At 62.1% G+C, this 21,120-nt stretch carries 21 protein-coding genes and 1 tRNA gene; 16 read left to right on the forward strand and 6 right to left on the reverse strand.

The features are described 5' to 3' along the window. Window positions 1–36: 36 nt before the first annotated feature. From J2Y41_RS18125 to J2Y41_RS18140, 4 genes are all read right to left on the reverse strand, one after another. Complete coding sequence (locus J2Y41_RS18125) at window positions 37–1,137, reverse strand: class I SAM-dependent methyltransferase (RefSeq protein WP_224167039.1); 1,101 nt, start codon at window positions 1,135–1,137, stop codon at window positions 37–39. 148 nt (window positions 1,138–1,285) lie between these two features. Beyond that, window positions 1,286–2,911: a helix-turn-helix transcriptional regulator gene (locus tag J2Y41_RS18130; RefSeq protein ID WP_224167040.1), complete on the reverse strand. Its 1,626-nt coding sequence runs from the start codon at window positions 2,909–2,911 to the stop codon at window positions 1,286–1,288. 57 nt (window positions 2,912–2,968) lie between these two features. Continuing rightward, window positions 2,969–3,682 (reverse strand): response regulator, encoded by a 714-nt coding sequence (locus tag J2Y41_RS18135; RefSeq protein ID WP_224167041.1) that lies wholly within the window; start codon window positions 3,680–3,682, stop codon window positions 2,969–2,971. Next, entirely contained in the window at window positions 3,679–5,325 is a 1,647-nt protein-coding gene (locus J2Y41_RS18140; protein ID WP_224167042.1) for a sensor histidine kinase, read from the reverse strand. Before J2Y41_RS18140 ends, J2Y41_RS18135 begins: the two co-directional genes overlap by 4 nt. Before the next feature lie 139 nt (window positions 5,326–5,464). On the opposite strand from J2Y41_RS18140, the gene J2Y41_RS18145 reads away from it, so the two are divergent. From J2Y41_RS18145 to J2Y41_RS18190, 10 genes are all read left to right on the forward strand, one after another. Further along, window positions 5,465–6,811: a cation:dicarboxylate symporter family transporter gene (locus J2Y41_RS18145; protein WP_224167043.1), complete on the forward strand. Its 1,347-nt coding sequence runs from the start codon at window positions 5,465–5,467 to the stop codon at window positions 6,809–6,811. Between the two features lie 262 nt (window positions 6,812–7,073). Beyond that, window positions 7,074–7,973 carry a ParA family protein gene (locus J2Y41_RS18150; protein WP_224089498.1) on the forward strand — a complete coding sequence of 300 codons (900 nt, stop codon included), beginning with the start codon at window positions 7,074–7,076 and terminating at the stop codon, window positions 7,971–7,973. Between the two features lie 8 nt (window positions 7,974–7,981). Beyond that, window positions 7,982–8,893: a ScpA family protein gene (locus tag J2Y41_RS18155; RefSeq protein ID WP_396133565.1), complete on the forward strand. Its 912-nt coding sequence runs from the start codon at window positions 7,982–7,984 to the stop codon at window positions 8,891–8,893. 7 nt (window positions 8,894–8,900) lie between these two features. Continuing rightward, window positions 8,901–9,542, forward strand: a complete 642-nt coding sequence (locus tag J2Y41_RS18160) for an SMC-Scp complex subunit ScpB (protein WP_224167503.1) — start codon at window positions 8,901–8,903, stop codon at window positions 9,540–9,542. Between the two features lie 142 nt (window positions 9,543–9,684). Further along, a complete protein-coding gene (locus J2Y41_RS18165) occupies window positions 9,685–10,890 on the forward strand; it encodes a pseudouridine synthase (RefSeq protein WP_224089499.1) in 1,206 nt (401 codons plus the stop codon). Window positions 10,891–10,893: 3 nt separating this feature from the next. Beyond that, a complete protein-coding gene (locus tag J2Y41_RS18170; protein ID WP_224089501.1) occupies window positions 10,894–12,000 on the forward strand; it encodes a prephenate dehydrogenase in 1,107 nt (368 codons plus the stop codon). After that, a complete protein-coding gene (gene cmk, locus J2Y41_RS18175; RefSeq protein ID WP_224089503.1) occupies window positions 12,000–12,713 on the forward strand; it encodes a (d)CMP kinase in 714 nt (237 codons plus the stop codon). Before J2Y41_RS18170 ends, cmk begins: the two co-directional genes overlap by 1 nt. Further along, window positions 12,703–13,449 carry a 1-acyl-sn-glycerol-3-phosphate acyltransferase gene (locus J2Y41_RS18180; protein WP_224089505.1) on the forward strand — a complete coding sequence of 249 codons (747 nt, stop codon included), beginning with the start codon at window positions 12,703–12,705 and terminating at the stop codon, window positions 13,447–13,449. Before cmk ends, J2Y41_RS18180 begins: the two co-directional genes overlap by 11 nt. Window positions 13,450–13,459: 10 nt before the next feature. Then, window positions 13,460–15,010 (forward strand): ribosome biogenesis GTPase Der, encoded by a 1,551-nt coding sequence (gene der / locus J2Y41_RS18185; protein WP_216922908.1) that lies wholly within the window; start codon window positions 13,460–13,462, stop codon window positions 15,008–15,010. 141 nt (window positions 15,011–15,151) lie between these two features. Then, window positions 15,152–15,228 (forward strand) — tRNA-Pro (locus tag J2Y41_RS18190). Between the two features lie 182 nt (window positions 15,229–15,410). Here the strand turns inward: J2Y41_RS18190 and J2Y41_RS18195 are convergent. Continuing rightward, a complete protein-coding gene (locus J2Y41_RS18195; protein ID WP_216922909.1) occupies window positions 15,411–15,857 on the reverse strand; it encodes a MarR family winged helix-turn-helix transcriptional regulator in 447 nt (148 codons plus the stop codon). 174 nt (window positions 15,858–16,031) lie between these two features. On the opposite strand from J2Y41_RS18195, the gene J2Y41_RS18200 reads away from it, so the two are divergent. After that, window positions 16,032–17,240 (forward strand): MFS transporter, encoded by a 1,209-nt coding sequence (locus J2Y41_RS18200; protein WP_309930540.1) that lies wholly within the window; start codon window positions 16,032–16,034, stop codon window positions 17,238–17,240. 87 nt (window positions 17,241–17,327) lie between these two features. Here the strand turns inward: J2Y41_RS18200 and J2Y41_RS18205 are convergent, their stop codons facing one another. Next, window positions 17,328–17,909: a hypothetical protein gene (locus J2Y41_RS18205; RefSeq protein WP_309930542.1), complete on the reverse strand. Its 582-nt coding sequence runs from the start codon at window positions 17,907–17,909 to the stop codon at window positions 17,328–17,330. A gap of 117 nt (window positions 17,910–18,026) precedes the next feature. On the opposite strand from J2Y41_RS18205, the gene gcvH reads away from it, so the two are divergent. The 5 genes from gcvH to J2Y41_RS18230 all read left to right on the forward strand — a co-directional run bounded on the left by gcvH (window position 18,027) and on the right by J2Y41_RS18230 (window position 21,101). Continuing rightward, the gene (gene gcvH / locus J2Y41_RS18210) at window positions 18,027–18,413 is read left to right on the forward strand and encodes a glycine cleavage system protein GcvH (RefSeq protein WP_216922914.1); all 387 of its coding nucleotides are present in this window, start codon (window positions 18,027–18,029) and stop codon (window positions 18,411–18,413) included. A 138-nt stretch (window positions 18,414–18,551) separates the two neighbouring features. Further along, window positions 18,552–19,028 (forward strand): FHA domain-containing protein, encoded by a 477-nt coding sequence (locus J2Y41_RS18215; RefSeq protein WP_224089510.1) that lies wholly within the window; start codon window positions 18,552–18,554, stop codon window positions 19,026–19,028. A gap of 23 nt (window positions 19,029–19,051) precedes the next feature. After that, window positions 19,052–19,768 (forward strand): MerR family transcriptional regulator, encoded by a 717-nt coding sequence (locus J2Y41_RS18220; protein WP_224089512.1) that lies wholly within the window; start codon window positions 19,052–19,054, stop codon window positions 19,766–19,768. After that, window positions 19,768–20,271, forward strand: a complete 504-nt coding sequence (locus J2Y41_RS18225; protein ID WP_224089514.1) for a bifunctional nuclease family protein — start codon at window positions 19,768–19,770, stop codon at window positions 20,269–20,271. Before J2Y41_RS18220 ends, J2Y41_RS18225 begins: the two co-directional genes overlap by 1 nt. Window positions 20,272–20,507: 236 nt before the next feature. Beyond that, window positions 20,508–21,101 (forward strand): MerR family transcriptional regulator, encoded by a 594-nt coding sequence (locus tag J2Y41_RS18230; RefSeq protein ID WP_275965381.1) that lies wholly within the window; start codon window positions 20,508–20,510, stop codon window positions 21,099–21,101. Window positions 21,102–21,120: the final 19 nt, after the last annotated feature.

The raw sequence follows: 21,120 nt of genomic DNA on the forward strand, positions 1-21,120 counted from the left end.
GAAACAGCTCAAAATCGCGCGCCTATGTATACATGCCTAGCATGTGGCCACGTAGTACGCGTTGAACGGATCTTCCTCGAGCTCTTTGACTTCCACGCTGGTGAAGCCGGCTTCGCGGATCATGGCCGCTGCCAATTCCTTGCCCCAGACGGTTCCCAAACCCTCCCCGCCCTGTCCCAGGGAGACGGCCACGCAATGAAACGTGGAGATGGTGTAGAGGAAGGAGGCCCACGGAAGGTCAGCGTTCTTTTCCAGGTTGCTGGAGGCGTTGATATCCACCATAAGGAACGTTCCACCGGGTTTGAGCGCCTTGTGGATATTCTTCAGGACCTGGGCAGGATGCGCTTGGTCGTGGATGGCGTCGAAGGCAGTCACAAGATGGTAGCGGCCTTCTTCCTCAAGCGTCGTTACGTCCCTGGACACGAACCGGACGTTGGAAAGTTTCAACGCTGCCGCTTCGGCCCGCGCCACAGTTAGCGCCGCGTCAGCGAAGTCATATCCCGTGAAAGTGCTGTGGGGATAAGTGCTGGCCAGCAGGTTTACAGCATGGCCTTCGCCGCAGCCGATATCGGCCACGGCGATTCCTGCCTGCAAGGCTTTTTCGCAGCCGGTCAAGGGGAGAATCGAGTCCAAAAGCGAGGCGTCATTCACTGCGGCACTTTCGGAAGCCATGATGTGGTGGAACTGCGGGTAATCACTGTAATTTGTTCCACCGCCCTCCCGGAACGCCGTGACAATCTTGGGGGACACCTCGCCCATCAGCGGGAGATACTGCAGGGTGCGCGCCAGGTTTTCCTTTCCGGTCCCGCACAGAACAGGAACAAATTCAGGACGAAGGCAGTAGGTTGAATCGCCGGGTTCGAAGTCCACGATTCCTGCGGTCGTCATCCCTCCCAACCATTCGCGGACGTAACGCTCTTGTGCTCCAGCGGCATCCGCCACAAGTTGGCTCGTCGCAGGAGGCAGCGAGGCAAGCGTCTCAAACAAGCCGGTTTGATGGCCCACGGCAATGAGCAGTCCGATGGATGAGCTGTTCAGGATGTCAATCAGCCTGCCGGTCGCTTCCTGCACCGCTTCTTCAAGTGATTTTCCGGGCATCGTCGCCGTTTCATACTTTCCGGACTGGGTGCTTTCCATGGCTTTTCCTTGGTCTTCGGGGACCGGTGGCTCCGGCCTGTTGCCCATATCCCACGGTAAATTCAGACCCCAACGAGCCTCTTCGGGCATTTTCTGCATTTTTTTCTGTAGTCGTGGGGCGAACCATGCAGGGCCCCTGGATCGGCAACTACGATCCGGGCCGCTCCGGGATGCCGTGCTGGTGGGCCCAAGCAGCGGCGGCCGTCCGGGAAGTGACCCCGATCTTGGTAAAGATGTTCGCCAAATGACGTCCGGCTGTTTTCTCTGAGATAGTCAACGACCTGGCAATTTGACGGTTACTGGAACCAGCCAGGACGCATCCCAGTACTTCCACTTCCCGGGAGGTTAAGCCGCCAGGCTCCTGGGCGGGACGCGTCCAGGAAATGTTCTTGGCGCCGAGCTGGTTCCGGATGGCGGCCGCAGTGGCACGCTCGGCCTCAGCACGTCCGCTTTCACCCAGGGCAGCCCGGACAGTTGCCAGGCGTTCGTGGATCCGTGCCAGTTCGTAGCGCATGTGTTGGGAGCGGTAGGCCTGTGCTGCGGATTCAAGCTCATTGATCGCCTCAGTCCAACTCTGCTCCGCCATCAGCACGGCGCCACGCGCATGGTGGGCCCAGGCCAGGAAGCCGGGGGTCCTGTAAAAAGCGGCGGTCTGTTCAAGTTCCATGCAATGGGTGGCCGCCGCACCGGGATCCCGGGCAGCCAGCAGTTCCACCAGGGGCAAGAGAAGGCTGGCCCTCCCCAGGGTTCCGCGGTCCGCCAAGGCAGCCTGAAGCGCCTCTATGGCGGACTCTGTCTTTCCCGCATCGGCAAGTAGCAGGGCACGTCCTGGTTGCGCATCCACGCCAAGCCCTCGGGCCAACTCAAACGCGGACCCAGCCCCGGCAACATCGCCCCGGCGCCGACGGATCTCACCCAGCTCACAGTAGCCGTCCGCGGCGATCCAGCCGTGGGCATTCCTAAGGCGCTCGGCTTCGTGGGGCATCTCAGCTTCAACCTGTCCCCAATTGCCCTCAGTGCCGAGCAATTGAAGTTCGTGAACGCGCGATATCCCGCTGTACATGAAGGACCGGGATAGTCCGGCGCACCATGTGGCCAGCGCGTCAGTCCAAGCGCGCATCCGGGCGAAATCAGCCATCTCGTAGCAGAGGTGGATGATGGAGCAGTAAATGTCTCCGCCCCACTCTGCCGGAACCTGCCCCGCCATTACGGGCAGCATGGCCTCATCCAGGTCCTGGAATCCTCGTGCGGACTGTCCTGTCCGAACCGCCGCCAGGCCGGACAACATGTACGCAAAGCTGGCCAGTTCGGGTGATTCGTGCCTCCGGGTCATCTCCTTGAGTGAAACTGAGGCGGCGAGGGCCGGAACCGGATCGCCTTCAAGGTTCATTGCGTCATTGGCCTCAAGGTAGAGCAGGTAGCCGTGTTCGGGTACCTCGGGCATGTTCTCCAGCAGCCGGCGCGCCCGATTAAGCCACGCCGAAGAAACGGCGAGGTTGCCGCGGATGCCCCACTGCATGGACAGCGTCAGTGCCGTCCGGGCCGCCGCCTGCCTCTGGTGGTCGTCATCCAAGCGATGGAAGATCTCCTCTGCGAGGGACATGGAGCGTTGAACGTCTCCCAGCCACCAGGCGGAACGGGACAGGATCTCAAGGTCCGCGGAGCTGAGAGGAGCGTCCACGGCTGCACGTTCCAGGCTTCGGCGCGCCACGTCCCATTCCCCACGGGCAAAGGCTTCGCGGGCCTCGGAAAGTTGCTGCAGCTGCTGGGACATGGGCTCTCCACGGGTTCGGCTCCAGCTTACTGCGGGAGCTGTTCCTTCGGCAGGAGGCTAGCCCCGGTTCCAGCCGTACTCGTTCTCCGGACGGCCTGGTGTTCCGTATCGCGGCGCCCTGGTGACCGTCCCGGCGTCGGCCAGGTACTCCAGGTACCGGCGGGCCGTGACCCGCGACATTCCCAAGGCATCCATGACTTCACTGGCGGACACGGCTTGTTTCCGGGCGCGGACGAAATCCTTGACCGACTCCAGGGTGGAACCGGACAAACCCTTCGGCAGCGGTAGTTCCGTTGGGGCCCGAAGACTCGCGAAGGCCTGGTCAACATCGCTCTGGGAAGCTCCGGCCTTGGAGATGCCGGACTCTGAGCCCGCCAGTTGATCACGGAAAGTGCGGTAGCTGTTCAGCTTGTCGGCAAAGGTTGCGTAGGTGAAGGGCTTGATCAAATACTGCACGACGCCGATGGAAACGGCGCTGCGCACGATGTTCAGTTCACGGACGGCTGTGATGGCAATAATGTCGGCGAAGACTCCCGCGGAGCGCATGCGCCGGGCAACATCCAGCCCATGGAGGTCCGGCAGGTTCATATCAAGGAGAACCAGGTCCACGGGCGAGCCGGAGCCAGCGAACTCGCCAAGGATGCGCAGTGCTGACTGACCATCCGGAGCCGTTCCCACCAGCGTGAACCCTTGGAGCCTGCCCACGTAAATGGAGTGGGCGTCCGAGGCGATGGGCTCGTCCTCGACCACCAGGACGCGGATGTCTGTCATGCCTTCTCTTCCTCGGGAATGGGCGCGGGCAGCACCACATGGAACTGGGCGCCGCCTGGATTGCTGATCGTCATAGTACCGTTCAGCCGCTGGACCGCCTGCCGGACCAGGGCAAGGCCGACACCCCGGCCATGGGCTCCCCGTGGACCCTCCTGGGCGGACTTGGTGCTGTACCCGTACTGCAACACGTCATCGATCGAACCGGGATCGATACCGGCCCCGGAATCCCTAACGGTAAATCCAACACCGGCCGCACTGGCTTCGACGTCCAGTTCCACCTTTCGGGGCATCCCACCGGACGCCGCAGCATCAATGGCATTGTCCAGGAGGTTTCCCAGGATCGTCACGAGGTCCTGGATTTCCAGACCCCGGACACCCGAACTCCCTGATGTCCGAACCACCAGTTCGACCCCGCGCTCATGGGCCTCGGCGGCCTTGCCCATCACCAAAGCACTCATCACCGGTTCATCCACCGAAGCAAGCATGTCGTCCGTGAGCTGCTGGCTGAGCTCCAGGTCCTTGGTGGCGAACTCGAGTGCCTGGGGCGTGCGGCCCAACTCAAGAAGGGAAACGATCATATGCAGGCGATTGGCATGTTCATGGGTCTGGGCCCGCAATGCATCCGAGAGAGTCTTCATGGTTTCCAGCTCGGTTCCCAAGGACTCAATCTCAGTGCGGTCGCGAATAGTGGCCACGGTGCCGTAGACCGACGGCTTTTGCCGGCTGCGGGCAGGAACCGGGCCCACGGCCGGAGCTTGGTTTACCACCAGGATCCGTGAACCAGTCAAATGGATTTCGTCGTGGGCTGGCCTGCCGGATTCGAAAAGCGCTCGCAGGCTCCCGTCAAAGGGGAGGTCGGACAGCTTGGGAGCGTCATCGGGGGAGCGATCGGCCTCGGAAGGTTCCAGTCCCAGCAACTCCGCGGCCTGATCGTTGTACATCACTGCTTTTCCCCGGGTATCGATCAGGATCACGCCTTCACGAACGGAGTGAAGGACTGATTCGTAGTAGGCGAAGAGCTGCGCGAGCTGTTCCGGACCCCATCCGCGCGTCACGGACCGCAGGTAACGTCCGAGCAGCCACGAAGCTATGGAGCCAAAGAACAACACCACCAGCGCGATGCCGCCAATCACTCCCAGCCTTTCGGCCACATCGGTATCCACGGTCCTTACGGTGATGCCTGCCGCCACCAAGGCTTTGACGGTTCCACCGGAGTCCTTCACCGGCGCGATGGTCCGGACCGAGGGCCCCAACGTACCAGCAGTGACTTCGGTGAAAGTCTCACCCCGCAGGGCAGGTTCGATCGTGCCGATATAGGGCTTGCCCAGCTCTTCGGGACGGGGATGGGTCCATCGGGTCCTGTCGGGAGCCATGATGGTGATGAAATCCGCGTCCGCGTCCTTCATGACCTCCAGCGCATAGGGCTGCAGTATGGCCGACGGATCAGAGGTTGCCGCCGCCTGCAACACCAAGGGGTTGTTGGCAATGGACGTTGCGATCGCAAGCATCCGGCTGCCCGCATCCTCGTATGCCCTGTCCCGGGCCTCCAGCACCGAGAACGCGCCGAAGACAGCTGTCAGCACCAGCACGAACAGCAGGTTTGCCACAAACAAGCGGCGGGCGATGCTCCAGCGATGAAACAAATAGGCCTCCCATGACCAATATGACCGCAAGGGTGATGTGTGTCACCCGCAGCTGAATGATGGATATCACACAAGGGCAGCGGATTGGACACAAGTGCAGGACCGCAGCGCCTTACACAGTATCCAGAAGGAGAATCCCATGACCTCTCAACGAGGAGAGTCGGCAGTAGCCGCCACCGGTGGACGCAGGGGGCTCGACAAGTCGCATTACCTGTACATCGCGGTCATCCTGGCCGTAGTGCTTGGTGCCGTGGTCGGCCTGCTGTTCCCTGAGGTTGGAAAATCCCTGAAGCCGCTCGGGGACGGCTTCATCAAGCTCATCAAGATGATGATCGCTCCGGTCATCTTCTGCACCATCGTCCTTGGCATCGGCTCCATCGCCAAAGCTGCCACCGTCGGAAAGGTCGGCGGGCTCGCACTTGGGTACTTCGTGGCCATGTCGACCTTCGCATTGGCTATCGGCCTCGTCGTCGGCAACCTCATCCACCCGGGTGAGGGCCTGAAGCTGACTCCGTACGATCCCAACAAGAAGGCGGCCACGGACAGCACGGTGGACTTCCTGCTGGGCATCATCCCTGGCGACATTCCCGTCCTGCCCACCCTTCTTGCAGCAATCCTGGTGGGCTTCGCACTCCAGAAGATGGGTAAGCAGGGCACTCCGATCCTCACTGCAATCGGCCACGGACAGCGCCTTGTCTTCCGGATCCTCATCATGATCATGTGGCTGGCTCCGGTGGGCGCTTTCGGTGCGATCGCCGCCGTCGTGGGTGCCACTGGCGCCCAGGCAATCCTCAGCATGTTCACACTGATGCTGGCCTTCTACATCACCTGCGCTGTGTTCATCGTGGTCATCCTTGGCTCCCTGCTTCGTGCTGTGGCCGGCGTCAACATCTTCAAGCTGATGAAGTACCTGGCCCGGGAATACCTCCTCATCTTCTCCACGTCCTCCTCCGAGGCGGCCCTGCCCCGCCTCATCGCCAAGATGGAACACCTGGGTGTCTCCAAGCCGGTTGTCGGCGTGACGGTACCCACCGGCTACTCCTTCAACCTTGACGGCACGGCCATCTACCTCACCATGGCCTCCTTGTTCGTGGCCAACGCCATGGGGACGCCGCTGGACCTGGGTGCCCAGATCTCGCTGCTGGTGTTCATGATCATCGCTTCCAAGGGCGCCGCCGGCGTCACCGGAGCCGGCCTTGCAACCCTTGCCGCCGGCCTGCAGGCACACAAGCCCGAGCTCCTGGGCGGCGTCGGCATGATCGTTGGCATCGACCGCTTCATGTCAGAAGCCCGTGCACTGACGAACTTCACCGGCAACGCCGTTGCCACCGTTTTGATCGGCACCTGGGTCAAGGAAATCGACAACGGCCAGGTGGAGCGCGTTCTCTCCGGCAGCGAACCGTTCGACGAGACGACAATGATCGCCCATGGCGCAGAGGCTGAGACGGCTCCGGAAACTGAAGCCCGCGACAAGGCAACCATCTAGCAGGATCAGCTTCGCGGGATACGAAGCAACGAGGACCGGCCCCCGTACAGGGGTGTCGGTCCTCTGCCGTTCGCGCGGATGCCAACGAATCATGGCCCAACTTCCTAACCTTCGACCTCAACTAGAGGGTAAAGGCTCAAAGATCGGCGAAAGTCAAGTTCCCCGAAATGCCGTGTCGGGGGCTGTAGCCTAGGTGGGTAGCAGCGCTGTACCCAGGGGAACAGCGGCAGGGAAGATCGTCGTCGAAAGAGTGGTTAGATACGTGAGCAGCGAACGGGGAACAGCTACGCTGGGAGACACCGAGCTCGATCTGGAAGACGCCATCATGGGGCCTACGGGCCGTCCTCACCGCGATTTTCCGGAACCGGCTCCGCTTGCCTCCCACGGCCCTGCAAGGGTCATTGCCATGGTTAACCAAAAGGGCGGCGTGGGCAAAACCACGTCCACCATCAACCTTGCGGCGGCGCTCGCGGAATACGGCCGGCGCGTGCTCCTGGTGGACTTTGACCCACAAGGTGCCCTTTCTGCCGGGCTCGGCGCCAATCCGCATGAGCTCGACCTCACTGTCTACAACGTCCTCATGGACCGCAAAGTGGACATCCGGGATGCCATCCAGCAGACCGGAGTGGAAGGCGTGGACCTTCTGCCCGCAAACATTGATCTCTCCGCGGCTGAAGTTCAACTGGTCAATGAAGTCGCCCGCGAGCAAGTCCTGGACCGCGCGCTCAAGAGCGTTGAAGATGACTACGACGTCGTGCTGATCGACTGCCAGCCATCGCTCGGCCTGCTGACGGTCAACGCGCTGACCGCCGCCCACGGCGTCATCATTCCGTTGATCTGCGAGTTCTTCGCACTTCGCGCCGTAGCACTCCTCGTGGAAACCATCGAGAAAGTGCAGGACCGTTTGAATCCGCGGTTGCAGGTGGACGGTGTCCTCGCCACCATGTACGACGCCCGCACCCTGCACAGCCGCGAAGTTATCTCGCGCCTCGTGGAGGCCTTCGGGGACAAGGTTTTCGAGACCGTCATCAAGCGTTCCATCAAATTCGCGGACGCAACCGTGGCCGCTGAACCTATTACCAGCTATGCCGGCAACCACATCGGTGCAGACGCCTACCGCCGCCTCGCAAAGGAACTTATCTCGCGCGGCGGCGCACCGTAGCCAACGGCGTGGGACGGTCACTCGCCCCGCCCTCCGCGGTGGTCATTCCGGAAGAAACGCCCGACGCCGATACCTCCGACGCGGGCCCCTCCGAAGCCCGCAAGCCGGGCTTTGAGGTTCGGCTCGCCAACTTTACGGGGCCGTTCGATCTCCTGTTGGGCCTGATTTCCAAGCACAAGCTGGACATAACGGAGGTGGCGCTGGCCACCGTCACCGATGAGTTCATCAAGTACATCCGCCGCCTCCAGGAACTGGGGGAGGATTGGGCGCTGGACGAGGCCAGCGAATTCCTGGTGATTGCCGCGACGCTCCTGGATCTCAAAGCTGCCCGGCTCCTTCCCGCCGGCGAAGTAGAGGACGAGGAAGATATCGCCCTCCTGGAAGCCCGGGATCTGCTGTTCGCCCGCTTGCTGCAGTACAAGGCGTTCAAGCACGTCGCAGGTCTCATCAGTGAGACGCTGGAACAGGAAGGCCGCAGATACCCTCGCCAGGTGGCGTTGGAAGGCCATTTCGCGGCGCTGCTGCCGGAACTCGTGTGGCGGCACACCCCCGAACAATTTGCGGAGCTTGCCGCCAAGGCGCTCAAACCGAAAGACTCCGTGCCCTCTGAGGTGGGATTGGATCACCTTCACGCACCGCCGGTGAGCGTCAAGGAGCAAGCCGAGATCATCGGATACCGCCTGCAACTCGGAGCCCCGCTCTCTTTCCGCACATTGATAGCGGACGCCGGGACAACCCTGGTGGTCGTGGCCCGTTTCCTGGCCTTGCTGGAGATGTTCCGGGACAAGGTTGTGGCCTTCGAACAGGCAGGTCCGTTGGCGGAGCTGACGGTTAGGTGGACCGGGGACGTGGCCGAATGGGACAGTTCGAACCTGAGCGAAGAGTACGAGGAATCGAGCGAAGGGACAGCCAGTGACTGAGCAGGACATGGCCGAAGCCGGCCTTGCCGAGCTTGAAACTTTGCCTGGCGGGGCACGGGCAGCGTTGGAAGCTGTGCTCATGGTCATCGACGAGCCAGCCACCTCGGAGGAGTTGGCCGCGGGATTGAACGTAACGGTCGCCGTCGTCGAGGATTTGCTGCAGGACCTGCAGCGGGAGTATAGCGGCTATACTGTTAAAGCCCCGGACGTGGATGCTGTCGGCTTTGCCGTTGCCAGCGCTGCCCCCCGGGGTTTTGAATTGCGGAATGTCGCCGGTGGGTGGCGGATCTATTCACGGTCTGATTTTGCGGACATTGTGGGCAGGTTTGTCCTCGAAGGGCAGACCACCAGGCTCACTCAGGCAGCGCTTGAGACTCTGGCGGTCATTGCCTACCGGCAGCCGGTCTCCAGGGCCCGGGTGTCCGCAATTCGAGGCGTCAACGTCGATTCTGTGGTCCGGACTCTAACCCAGCGTGGTCTGATCGAAGACTCCGGGAACGATCCCGAATCCGGGGCTGTGCTGTACAGGACAACCTCCTACTTCCTGGAACGGATGGGCATCGGCTCGGTGTCGGAATTGCCCCAGCTCTCGCCGCACCTTCCGGGTTTGGAAGGGATCGACGAGTACTACGACGCCAGCCGGATGTAAGCCGGCACTGCACGAGAACTACATACTGATTCACGGCACCGCATGGACGGTGCCACGGCAACAAGGGGCAGACGATGTCTGCCCGGCTGGCTAGTGTTGATTGCAGCACTGAATGCCGGCCATTACTACACAAGGACGGGTCATGACACAGGCGGGACGCCAGGGTTCACCACGTAACAGTTCGGGACGCAACAGTTCTGGACGCAATGAGGCAAGGGGCGGCACGGGCCGCTCCAACGCCGGCGGCTTCTCCGGCCGCGGCGGAAGTGCCGGCGCTGGAAAGCGCAACTTCAACCAGGGCGAAGGCCGCCCGTTCAAGGCTTCAAAGCCACGGGAAGCGGCCCCCTTCGATCCCGATAACCCCACGACGGCGGGCGATTACGATCGCGGCCAGGCCGCCAGGCCTGCAAAGCCCTTCCGCAAGCCCGGCTCCAACAAGCCCGGTTACGGCAAGGCTCCCGGAACACCCGGTGCGTTGAAGCCGAAGGCCAAGCCCGCAAGGCAGTACGGCTCCAAGGCCTTTGGCAGCGAACGCTTCGGCCAGAACCTGGGCCCCATCCGCAAGCCTGCCCGCAACCGCGGTCCGCGCCAGGAAGTCCCGCAGTCGGACCTCCATGATGTCGACGGCGTGCGCCTGCAGAAGGTCATGGCGCAGGCCGGCGTGGCCTCCCGCCGCGTATGCGAGGAAATGATTCTCGAAGGCCGCGTCGAGGTTGATGGCCAGGTCACCACAGAGCTCGGCATGCGGGTCGACCCCAAAACCGCCGTGATCCACGTTGACGGTATCCGCATCCAGCTCGACGAAACCCTCGTCTACATGGTCTTCAACAAGCCCAAGGGCGTTGTCTCCACCATGGAAGACCCCGAGGGCCGGCCATGCATCAGCGACTTCCTGAAGAACGCCAAGGGTGAGCGGCTCTTCCACGTCGGGCGCTTGGACGTCGCCACGGAAGGCCTGCTGTTGTTGACCAACGACGGCGAACTCGCCAACCGTTTGACACATCCTTCCTATGAGGTGCCCAAGACGTACCTGGTTCAGGTTCGTGGTCCGTTCCCGCAGGGCGTCGGCGCGCAGCTGAAGTCCGGCGTCGAGCTTGAAGACGGCCTGGCAACCGTGGATTCGTTCCGCCTGGTTGACTCCACGCCCGGGCACGTCCTGATCGAGGTTGTCCTGCACTCCGGCAAGAACCGTATTGTGCGCCGCATGTTCGATGCTGTGGGTTTCCCGGTAGAGCGTCTTGTCCGTGTCAAGATCGGTCCCATTGGCTTGGGAGACCAGCGCCAGGGCAGCATCCGCAACCTCGGCAGGCAGGAAGTCGGTCACCTCCTGGCATCTGTGGGGCTCTAGGGCATGTCGGCATTCCGCACGCACGGCCGCGGCCATCTTGATGGCCCGGTCGTGGTTCTTGGTACAGGCCTGCTTGGAGCCAGCATTGGCCTTGGCCTGCGCGGACGCGGCGTTCCGGTTTTCCTTTTCGATCCGTCGCCGACCAACCAGGCGGTCGCTGTAGACATTGGTGCTGGGCGGCCCTTGGCTGAGCTTGACGGGCAGCCTCAGCTGGTTGTGGTCGCTGCACCGCCGGACGTGACGGCCGACGTCGTGGAGAAGGCCCTGGCGGACTACCCGTCCGCCGTCGTCGTTGATATTGCCAGCGTTAAGGCCACTATCCAATCCCAATTGCGGGAGCGCGGCGTGGACCTGGCGAGGTACGTGGGGACCCATCCGATGGCCGGCCGCGAAAAGTCGGGGCCGGTCGCCGCCAGGGGCGAACTTTTCACGTCCATGCCATGGGTGGTTTGCCCAACGGAGGAAACCGACACCGACGCACTGCAAACGGCACGTGCGCTGGCGGGGGACCTGGGGGCAATTGTCTCCCAGTTCACTGCCGACGAGCACGATGAAGCGGTGGCCTTGGTCTCGCATCTGCCGCAGATCATGTCTTCGCTGCTGGCGAGCCGCTTGCAAGGAACACCCCTGCATGCGCTGTCTTTGGCCGGTAACGGGTTGCGGGACACCACCCGCATCGCTGCCAGTGATCCCACCCTGTGGGTGCAGATACTGGGTGGCAACGCGGAAAAGGTTGTTTCCATCCTGCACGGCGTTCGTGAGGACCTGAATCGCTTGATAGGGACTTTGGAAGCGCCGGCTGCGCCCGGAGCGCGGTTGGATCTCGCCCAGCTCATCAGTGAAGGCAACGCCGGACAGGCCCGGATACCGGGCAAGCACGGCGGACCTCCGCAGGCGTATTCCTGGCTGACTATCCTGGTGGATGACAGGCCGGGCCAGATCGCGCAGCTTCTGACCGAAATTGGCGAGATCGGCGTGAATGTCGAAGACCTCCGGCTCGATCATTCATCGGGTCAGAACGTTGGCATGGTGGAGCTTTCAGTCCTGCCGAGCAAGCACGACCTCCTTGTAGAAGCCTTGACCGACCGTGGATGGCGGGTACTCCAGTAATGACGCGTGAATTCTTTGGGCCGGAGACAGTTGCCCGCCCCGGCAAGCCGCTCGTGATCGCGATTGACGGCCCCTCGGGATCGGGTAAGTCCAGCGTCAGCAAGGAAGTAGCCCGGCGCTTGAAGCTGGCGTACCTGGATACAGGTGCGATGTACCGCGCACTCACGTGGTACTGCCTCAAAACAGGCCTCGACCTCCAGGACGGCGCTGCGGTGGAGCAGGCTTCCAAGGTCATGCCCTTGGAAATCAGCACCAGCACGGCCACCGAGTACGTGGCAGTGGACGGCACGGACATTACCGATGAAATCCGCGATCCCTTGATTTCGTCTTCCGTGAGCGCCGTGGCTACTACGCTGGGCGCGCGCACGGAGTTGATCCGCCGCCAGCGCCAGCTCATCGACCAGCACCATCACCGGATGGTGGTGGAGGGACGCGACATCACCACGGTGGTTGCCCCCAATGCCGAGGTCCGCATGCTCCTGACCGCAAGCGAAGAGGCCAGGCTCCGGCGTCGTGGAATTCAGTTGGGTGGGACGCAAAGCAAGGAACAGCTTGCCGCGCAGGTGACGCAGCGTGATGCCAAGGACTCCACGGTGGTGAACTTTACCCAAGCGGCTGACGGCGTCGTGACCCTCGATTCCTCGGAGCTGGACTTTGAGGAAACAGTGGAAACAGCCCTGGCGATCGTTAGCAAGGTCATCTATGGCGACTAACCAGCCTCCTGCGGTCCGCCTCCCAGCCAAGTGGACACGCATCTGGAGCCGTCCCGTTGGCTGGGTCCTGGATCATGTCATCTACCGCACGGTCGTGGCGGGCAAGAGCAACATACCCGCTGCTGGTCCGGTGATTTTTGCAGGCAACCACATCAGCTTCCTGGACGGTCCTGTGATGTTCGGCGCCTCGCCGCGCCCCATGCACATCCTGGTCAAGAAAGAGATGTTCCGTGGATTCCTGGGGCGCGTCCTCAGGGGATCAGGGCAGATTCCCGTGGACCGAAGCGGTGACCGCAGCGCACTGCACGTGGGCAAACAACTGCTCGACGCCGGCCGTTGCGTTGGGATCCTGCCCGAAGGTACCCGGGGGAGCGGCTCCGCTGACAGCATCAGCAATGGTGTCGCCTGGCTGGCCATCAACTCCGGGGCCACCGTCATACCAGTCGCGATCCTCGGAACCCGTAAGGGCGATGAGCACCGCGACCATATTCCCAAACCCCGCCGCAGGCTGTATGTCAGCTTCGGCGAACCCCTCACGGTGCAGCGCCGGAAGGGCGAACCGGGGCGTGTTTCAATGGACAGGGCGGCTGCGGCAATCCGCGATGCACTGGCAGGACACGTCCAGGATGCAGTCAGGACTACAGGGCAGGGCCTTCCCCAGGAACCTCCGTCCGGACCATCCGCACCGCAGCACCGCCAAACAGAAGTAGCCGGGACGCCGGCAGACCACCATTAAGGAACGTGCAATGAGCGATACGACTCAAAAATCCGGCCTCCACGGAGCCGGCGACGACGAATACACGCCCACCGGCACCGACCAGGTGGCTGAAAACCTGGCTGCCCTGGACGATGAAGAGGCCGAACTCCGTGCAGCCACCCTCCGGGCGGGACTGGATGATTACGACCTCGACGAAGACGACGCCGCGCTGCTTAGCGGCGACTACGACGACGAAGGCGATGAAGGTCCCCTCAAGCTGGATCCCGTGCTTGCCATCATTGGCCGTCCGAACGTGGGCAAGTCCACCTTGGTCAACCGCATCCTGGGGCGCCGCGAAGCTGTTGTCGAGGACACCCCGGGTGTTACCCGCGACCGCGTGATGTACTCCGCGCGTTGGAATGGCCGCAACTTCACGTTGGTAGACACTGGCGGATGGGAGCACGACGCCAAGGGCATCCACGCCCGTGTTGCCGAGCAGGCCGAGATGGCTGTTGAGCTTGCCGACGCTGTCCTCTTCGTCGTGGACTCCGCCGTAGGCGCGACCGCCACGGATGAAGGCGTCATGAAGATGCTGCGCAAGAGCAAGAAGCCGGTCATCATGGTGGCCAACAAGGTGGATGACTTTGCACAGGAAGCTGACTCCGCAGCATTGTGGGGCCTCGGTTTCGGCCAGCCCTACCCTGTGTCCGCCCTTCACGGCCGCGGCGTAGCGGACCTCCTGGACCACGTCATGGACACCCTGCCCGAGTTCTCCCTGGTGGAGGGCGTGGAGCGTTCCGGTGGACCGCGCCGCATCGCCCTGATCGGCCGTCCGAACGTCGGAAAGTCCTCGCTGCTGAACAAGCTGGCCGGCTCTGAGCGCGTGGTCGTGGATCCACTGGCGGGCACTACGCGTGACCCCGTGGACGAGTTCATTGAACTTGGCGGCCGGACCTGGCGCTTCGTGGACACCGCAGGTATCCGCCGCCGCCAGCACATGGCGCAGGGCGCCGATTTCTACGCGTCACTGCGTACGCAGGCTGCGCTCGAAAAGGCGGAGGTCGCCGTCGTGCTCCTCGCCGTGGACGAGGTCCTCAGCGAACAGGACGTCCGTATCCTGCAGTTGGCCATTGAATCCGGCCGGGCCTTGGTACTCGCGTTCAACAAGTGGGACCTGCTGGACGACGAACGCCGCCGCTACCTTGAGCGTGAAATCGAGCAGGACCTGGCCCACGTTGAGTGGGCTCCGCGGGTCAACATTTCTGCGAAGACGGGTTGGCATAAGGACCGCCTGGTTCCTGCCTTGGATACCGCATTGGAAAGCTGGGACCGCCGTATCCCCACTGGCCGCCTGAATGCCTTCCTGGGTGAACTGGTTGCTGCCCACCCCCACCCGGTTCGCGGTGGCAAGCAACCGCGTATCCTCTTCGGCACCCAGGCCTCCAGCCGCCCGCCGAAATTCGTGCTGTTCACCACCGGCTTCCTGGATCCCGGATACCGCCGTTTCATCACGCGTCGCTTGCGCGAAACGTTCGGCTTCGAAGGCACGCCCATCGAGGTCAACATGCGCGTCCGCGAGAAGCGCGGCAAGAAACGCTAAATGAGACGGGCATCACAGCCGAGTTTGGCTGTGATGGCGTTGGCACCCTCCAACTTCGTGTAAGCTTTTGGAGGTGGTTCGGCCGGACTGCTTAGGTGGGACTCTTCGGAGGAAAACCTGGGCGGAGAACGGTGGAACCAGCGGGCTGTAGCGCAGCTTGGTAGCGCACTTGACTGGGGGTCAAGGGGTCGCAGGTTCAAATCCTGTCAGCCCGACCATAAAGGCCGGAACCACGCGGAAACGCGGGGTTCCGGCCTTTGGTCGTTAACGAGTTGGTGGCCTCGGTTCAGGGTGTAGGCAGCAAGGCAAGTCAGGGCTGTAGGCAGCAAGGCAAGGCCTTGTTCGCTGAACTCGACGTTGTAGGGGGCGTTCAGCGAACAAGGACGGACTTTGTGCCTGCCTAGGCCTTCTGCAGCGCTCCGAGCGCGCGTACCAGAGGTTCGAGTTCCGGAACCTGCTCAGCGGCCTCCAACGCCGACGCCAGGGTCTCATCGTGCACGGGCTTTGCTGCCTCAAGCAGCTTTTGGCCCGCCACCGTGAGTTCGGTGTAGATCCCGCGGCGGTCATCGGCGCAGAGGATCCGCGTCAGCAGCCCCCGGTCCTCGAGGCGGTTAACCAGGCGCGTCGTGGCGCTGCTGGAAAGGGCCGTGGCGCGGGCAAGCTGCTGCATCCGCATGTGCCATCCGTCCTGGCGGCTCAGGGCGTCAAGAACCGTGTATTCCACTACCGACAGCTCGGTGGAAGCCTGGAGTGCTTTTTCGAGTTCCGCCTCGATGCTTCCGTGCAGGGCGGCGAGGGTGCGCCAACCCTGTGCCCGTACTTCTACGGCGTCATCCTTGATGCCCATGCCTGTTGTGCTCCTGCCTTGGTTTGCGTATCAGCGCAGTCGCCGAAAGTAGTTGCTTGCGCAATTATCTAGCGTGTGCAACTATATATACAGCGTCTGCAACTATTATTCTACGGGTTCCCGAAGGCGCACATCCACTTTGCTTTCAGGAGCCACCCACTTAAGGAGTTCCACATGCCCGCAGGGTTGATAGCCCTTGCCCTTGGCGGATTTGGCATCGGACTAACCGAATTCGTCATCATGGGCCTTTTGCCGGAAGTAGCGGCAGATTTCCAGGTGAGCGAAGCCTCGGCAGGCTGGTTCATTTCCGGCTATGCACTTAGCGTCACGGTCGGCGCCCTCCTGGTTACCGCCGCCGTTACCAGGCTTCCGCGAAAGCCGGTCCTTGTCGGATTGCTTGTTCTGTTCATCGCCGGCAACTTCCTCTCCGCAATCGCGGACTCGTACATGGCCATGCTTGTGGGCCGGATCATTGCGGCGTTGTGCCATGGTGCGTTCTTCGGAATCGGCTCGGTGGTGGCAGCCAGCCTGGTCCCTGCGCACAAAAAGGCCGGTGCCATTGCCATCATGTTCACTGGGCTTACAGCTGCCAACGTCCTTGGTGTTCCTTTCGGTACTCTCCTCGGCCAGAACCTGGGCTGGCGTTCAACGTTCTGGGCCATCACCGGTATCGGCGTGATGGCACTGCTTGGCATCGCGTTGATGGTCCCGAAGGGGAGTACGCAGCCGGCCAAGGGTCTCCGCAGCGAACTGGGTGCGTTCACATCCGGCCAGGTTTGGCTTTCCATCCTGGTGACGATTTTGGGTTTTGGTGGCATGTTCGGTGCTTTCACGTACATTGCCTTCACGCTTACCGAAATCTCCGGGTTTGAACCGGGCGCCGTCCCATGGTTGCTGGTGCTGTTCGGCGGCGGACTGTTCGTCGGCAACTTCCTGGGCGGGAAGGCGGCCGACAAAAACCTGGACGGATCGCTCGTCAAGATCCTCGCCGGCTTGGTGCTGGTCCTGGGCTTCTTTGCCCTGACCGCGGCCAGCAGCATCGCAACTTTGTTCTCACTGGCACTGATGGGCGGCTTCGGTTTCGCTACTGTCCCGGGTCTGCAGATGCGCGTGATGCACTATGCATCCTCCGCGCCCACGCTGGCATCCGGTGCCAACATTGGCGCCTTCAATCTGGGTAATGCTCTGGGCGCCTGGCTCGGAGGGGTTACCATTTCGGCCGGCTTGGGCTACACCTCGCCCATCTGGGCAGGGGCCGCGATTACTTTGGCCGCGTTGCTGGTCATGCTGGCTGCCGCTGCAGCAGCCAAGCGCAAGGAAGTTTCGGCAGCAACGGCCAGGCCCGACGTCGAACGCGAACCCCAAGGGGCGGCCGTCTCCTGACTCTCCTTACGTCCGACCGGGAAAGTGAGAGTCCGCGTGGAACGGTTCAACCGTTCCACGCGGGCTCTTCAGCGTCCCAGGGGCCGCTTAGGGCTTGGGCGTACTGTCGCGGGCTTCCTGCTCTGCTCTCTTAGCAGCCCTGGTTCGTTCGCTCTCTGCCTGCTTCAACACCCTCATCTGCTTGCCCCGCCGGCGCCACAGGGCCCAAAGAACTGTAACCACCACAAAAACCACTGCAGCCGCTACGGCCGAGATCGCGGTCCAGGTAGTGAAGAATCCGGCATCCACGCTCAAGGTGCGCTGGCCGGCGTGCGCGGACTCGGTGGAACCGAACACTATGCCTGCCGTAAGCAGGTTGGGCGTGGCGATGGCGACGGCCGCCAGTACGATGACGATCTTCCAAGGCCAGGAGACAGCCTTATGGGTTGCCTGCCATGCCACCGCGAGGGGAATGAAGGTAAAGACGAAGCCGTAGAACATGCCCACCAGCACGCTCGCGCCGAGGTCCCGCCGGATCTGCCCCGCCACGACGTCGGACCACCAACGCGGCAGGATGGCCCCAAGGATAAAGTAGGCTGCCACAGCGACAAGCAATGCCACCAGGATCAGAATAATTTTGACGCCCCAATTGCGTTTTTTCCGAGCCGGTACTTGTGCTTGTTCAGTCATGGGTCAATCATGGCAGAGACCTCATCAGGCACAGGGGAATTGTGCCTATACTTTCAGCGGTGGCCGGATGCCCGGGCCGCCGTCGAGATCCGTAAATGTCCCGATGAAAGGCGACCCATGAGCAATATTCCAGCCGATCTTTCCTACACTGCAGAGCACGAGTGGGTTTCCGCTCCTGACGCCGATGGCGTGGTGCGGATTGGTATCACCGACTTCGCACAGGACGCCCTGGGTGACGTTGTCTACGCCCAGATGCCGGAACCCGGAACCAAGATCACCGGGAATGAAGTTGTTGGCGAGGTTGAATCCACCAAGAGCGTCAGTGATATCTATGCTCCCGTTAGCGGTGAAGTCATTAACCGGAATGACTCTTTGGACCAGGATCCGGCACTGATCAACTCTGATCCTTACGGCGACGGTTGGCTTTTTGAAGTAAAGCTGGCAGAAGCCGATGCAGTGGATTCCCTGCTCAGTGCATCGGAGTACGAACAACAGGTAGGCTAAAGTTATCTGGCCCGCCCGGCTGCATTCTTTTAGCCAAGGACGCGGGAAGGCGGGCCAGCAACCGATTTGCCCGGCGGTACCGGGAGGCGGAAGTGGCTGGCGGGGTTTGGAACTGTCGGCGGATGAGGAGGAAATTCCATGGTTGGCGGAGAACAGAATCAAGCCAATGTCGGAAAGGGCGCGGAAGAGCAACCCACGTCGGAGACCACCTCGATCAGCATTACGCCAACGTGGGACGAGCCCAGGGTTGCACCCAGGCTTGCACCGGAAGAGCGCGCGTCCGTTGAAGCCCTTCCGCCGGACTCTGCCTTGCTCATCGCACACAGCGGACCAAACGCAGGAGCCCGCTTCCTTCTGGACGCCGATACCACTACTGCGGGCAGGCACCCCGACGCCGACATCTTCCTGGATGACGTCACGGTGTCCCGTAAGCATGTGGAATTCCACAGGACCCCAACGGGCTTCGAACTCGTGGATATGGGCAGCCTCAACGGAACCTACGTGAACCACGACCGCGTGGATCGGGTGCAGTTGAAGAGCGGCAATGAGGTCCAGATCGGCAAGTTCCGGCTGACTTACTACTTGAGCCCTGGCCGCCCGGCGGGCCAAGTCTGACCCCGGGGTACCTGCCTGTGGCAATGGCCCAGCCGGAACGTCGCGGACCGCAGGTCCTGAACATCGGGGAAGTCCTGGCTCAATTGAGCGACGACTTTCCTGGCATGACCGCGTCCAAAATCCGCTTTCTTGAGGAAAAGGGCCTCATTAACCCCAAGCGGACCCCTGCCGGGTACAGGCAGTACACGGACAGCGACGTTGAGCGCCTCCGATTTGTTCTTGCCCTTCAGCGGGACCAGTACTTACCACTGAAAGTGATTAAGGATTACCTGGACGCGATTGACCGCGGGGAGCGGCCTGAGAACCTGCCTCCGGGCGTCACGGTGTCTCCCCGGGTGGTTTCCGCGGAGATGGCTGCGGAAATCCAAGGCCGTGCGCGCGCCCTCAGCGAGGAGCAGCTCCGGGCCGAATCGGGTGCCAGTGTGCCCTTGCTGGAGTCGCTCCTGAGCTTCGGGCTTATCAGCCACGTTGGCGGCAAGTTCGATGAACACGCCCTCCAGGTTGCGCGTGCTTGCGTTCAGTTGGAGGGTCACGGCTTGGAACCCCGCCATCTCCGGCCGTTCCAGGCCGCAGCCGAGCGTGAGTTCGGACTGGTGGAAAGAGCGGTTGCGCCCCTGACGTCCAGGCGCGACGCAGCCTCCCAAGCACGGGCTGCCGAGGCGGCGCGTGAAATCAGCGAACTGTGCCTTACGCTGCACAGGGCGCTCGTCCACGACCGTATCTCCCGGATGGACACCTGATGATCGAAGTTGAAATTGTCGGCGTCCGGATCGAACTGCCGTCCAACCAACCCTTGGTCCTCCTTCGCGAAATCAAGGGGGAGCGGCATGTACCCATCTGGATTGGAACACCTGAAGCCAGCGCCATCGCCCTGGCCCAGCAAGGTGTTGTCCCACCGCGACCCATGACCCACGATCTTCTGATTGACGTCGTGGAGGCCCTGGGGCATTCGATCATCAGCGTTAACATCGTGGCGGTTGAGGACAACATCTTCTATGGGCAGCTGCAATTCGACGACGGCACGGTTGTCAGTTCGCGCGCTTCTGATGCGTTGGCGCTTGCGTTGCGGGCCAAGTGCCGCATTTGGTGCGCGGATGCAGTGATGGAGGAAGCCGGTGTCCGGATCACTGAGCATGATGAAGGCGAAGATTCAGAGCCGGATCCCAGCGTGGACGAAGAACGCGAAATGCGGCGTTTCCGCGAGTTCCTGGACGACGTCGAACCTGAGGATTTCGAAGGCTGAATCACCCTAAGCCTAAAGTTGAGGGTGAAACTTTCGACACGACCGGATTTTGCGTCCGGGGTCTTTGACCTAGGGCCCTCCCGGGCCTAACGTCGAAGGTATCAAGTTCCCGTTGCATACACTGCCCGCGCAAGTCACACTGGAAGGTGCGGCTTGTGGGAATTACACGGCTGAATTTCGGCGTTGTGATCAGTGGTACGCACCGTCCCCAAGGGAACTGAGAACAAGGAGGTCACGTGAGTCCGAAAGGCGAAGCAGGCGAGCTGAAGCAGGCCTCGACCGGCATTGCTGCGCCCGCATCCGGCGCCCAAGGTTTGCTCTTCACAGAGGACCTTCCAGTGCTGGACGAGGACGCGGGCTACCGCGGGCCGACTGCCTGCAAGGCTGCAGGTATCACGTACCGTCAGCTGGACTATTGGGCACGCACGGGCTTGGTCGAGCCGGCCGTCCGTGGTGCTGCGGGTTCAGGCTCGCAACGTCTCTATGGATTCCGCGACATCCTGGTGCTCAAGGTGGTCAAGCGCCTGCTTGATACCGGCGTTTCCCTCCAGCAGATCCGCACCGCGGTTGAGCATCTTCGCGAGCGTGGCGTTGAAGACCTTGCGCAGATTACGCTGATGAGCGATGGCGCCAGCGTTTATGAATGTACCTCTGCCGACGAAGTGATTGACCTCGTGCAAGGCGGACAGGGTGTCTTTGGCATAGCGGTCGGACGTGTATGGCGGGAAGTCGAGGGAAGCCTTGCCGCGCTTCCGAGCGAGCATGCCGCCGAGCAGTCCTTTCCGGACGACGAATTGAGCAAGCGGCGCGTTGCACGCCGCATCGGCTAAGAACGCCCCCACTGGATCT

It is taken from the genome of Arthrobacter sp. 1088, assembly GCF_031455315.1.
GTDB lineage: Bacteria > Actinomycetota > Actinomycetes > Actinomycetales > Micrococcaceae > Arthrobacter.

Coding starts and splice junctions, on each gene's coding strand:
- J2Y41_RS18125 (WP_224167039.1), bottom strand. CDS start 1,137: ATGGAAAGCACCCAGTCCGGAAAGTATGAAACGGCGACGATGCCCGGA.
- J2Y41_RS18130 (WP_224167040.1), bottom strand. CDS start 2,911: ATGTCCCAGCAGCTGCAGCAACTTTCCGAGGCCCGCGAAGCCTTTGCC.
- J2Y41_RS18135 (WP_224167041.1), bottom strand. CDS start 3,682: ATGACAGACATCCGCGTCCTGGTGGTCGAGGACGAGCCCATCGCCTCG.
- J2Y41_RS18145 (WP_224167043.1), top strand. CDS start 5,465: ATGACCTCTCAACGAGGAGAGTCGGCAGTAGCCGCCACCGGTGGACGC.
- J2Y41_RS18160 (WP_224167503.1), top strand. CDS start 8,901: ATGGCCGAAGCCGGCCTTGCCGAGCTTGAAACTTTGCCTGGCGGGGCA.
- J2Y41_RS18165 (WP_224089499.1), top strand. CDS start 9,685: ATGACACAGGCGGGACGCCAGGGTTCACCACGTAACAGTTCGGGACGC.
- J2Y41_RS18170 (WP_224089501.1), top strand. CDS start 10,894: ATGTCGGCATTCCGCACGCACGGCCGCGGCCATCTTGATGGCCCGGTC.
- cmk (WP_224089503.1), top strand. CDS start 12,000: ATGACGCGTGAATTCTTTGGGCCGGAGACAGTTGCCCGCCCCGGCAAG.
- J2Y41_RS18180 (WP_224089505.1), top strand. CDS start 12,703: ATGGCGACTAACCAGCCTCCTGCGGTCCGCCTCCCAGCCAAGTGGACA.
- der (WP_216922908.1), top strand. CDS start 13,460: ATGAGCGATACGACTCAAAAATCCGGCCTCCACGGAGCCGGCGACGAC.
- J2Y41_RS18195 (WP_216922909.1), bottom strand. CDS start 15,857: ATGGGCATCAAGGATGACGCCGTAGAAGTACGGGCACAGGGTTGGCGC.
- J2Y41_RS18200 (WP_309930540.1), top strand. CDS start 16,032: ATGCCCGCAGGGTTGATAGCCCTTGCCCTTGGCGGATTTGGCATCGGA.
- J2Y41_RS18205 (WP_309930542.1), bottom strand. CDS start 17,909: ATGACTGAACAAGCACAAGTACCGGCTCGGAAAAAACGCAATTGGGGC.
- gcvH (WP_216922914.1), top strand. CDS start 18,027: ATGAGCAATATTCCAGCCGATCTTTCCTACACTGCAGAGCACGAGTGG.
- J2Y41_RS18215 (WP_224089510.1), top strand. CDS start 18,552: ATGGTTGGCGGAGAACAGAATCAAGCCAATGTCGGAAAGGGCGCGGAA.
- J2Y41_RS18220 (WP_224089512.1), top strand. CDS start 19,052: ATGGCCCAGCCGGAACGTCGCGGACCGCAGGTCCTGAACATCGGGGAA.
- J2Y41_RS18225 (WP_224089514.1), top strand. CDS start 19,768: ATGATCGAAGTTGAAATTGTCGGCGTCCGGATCGAACTGCCGTCCAAC.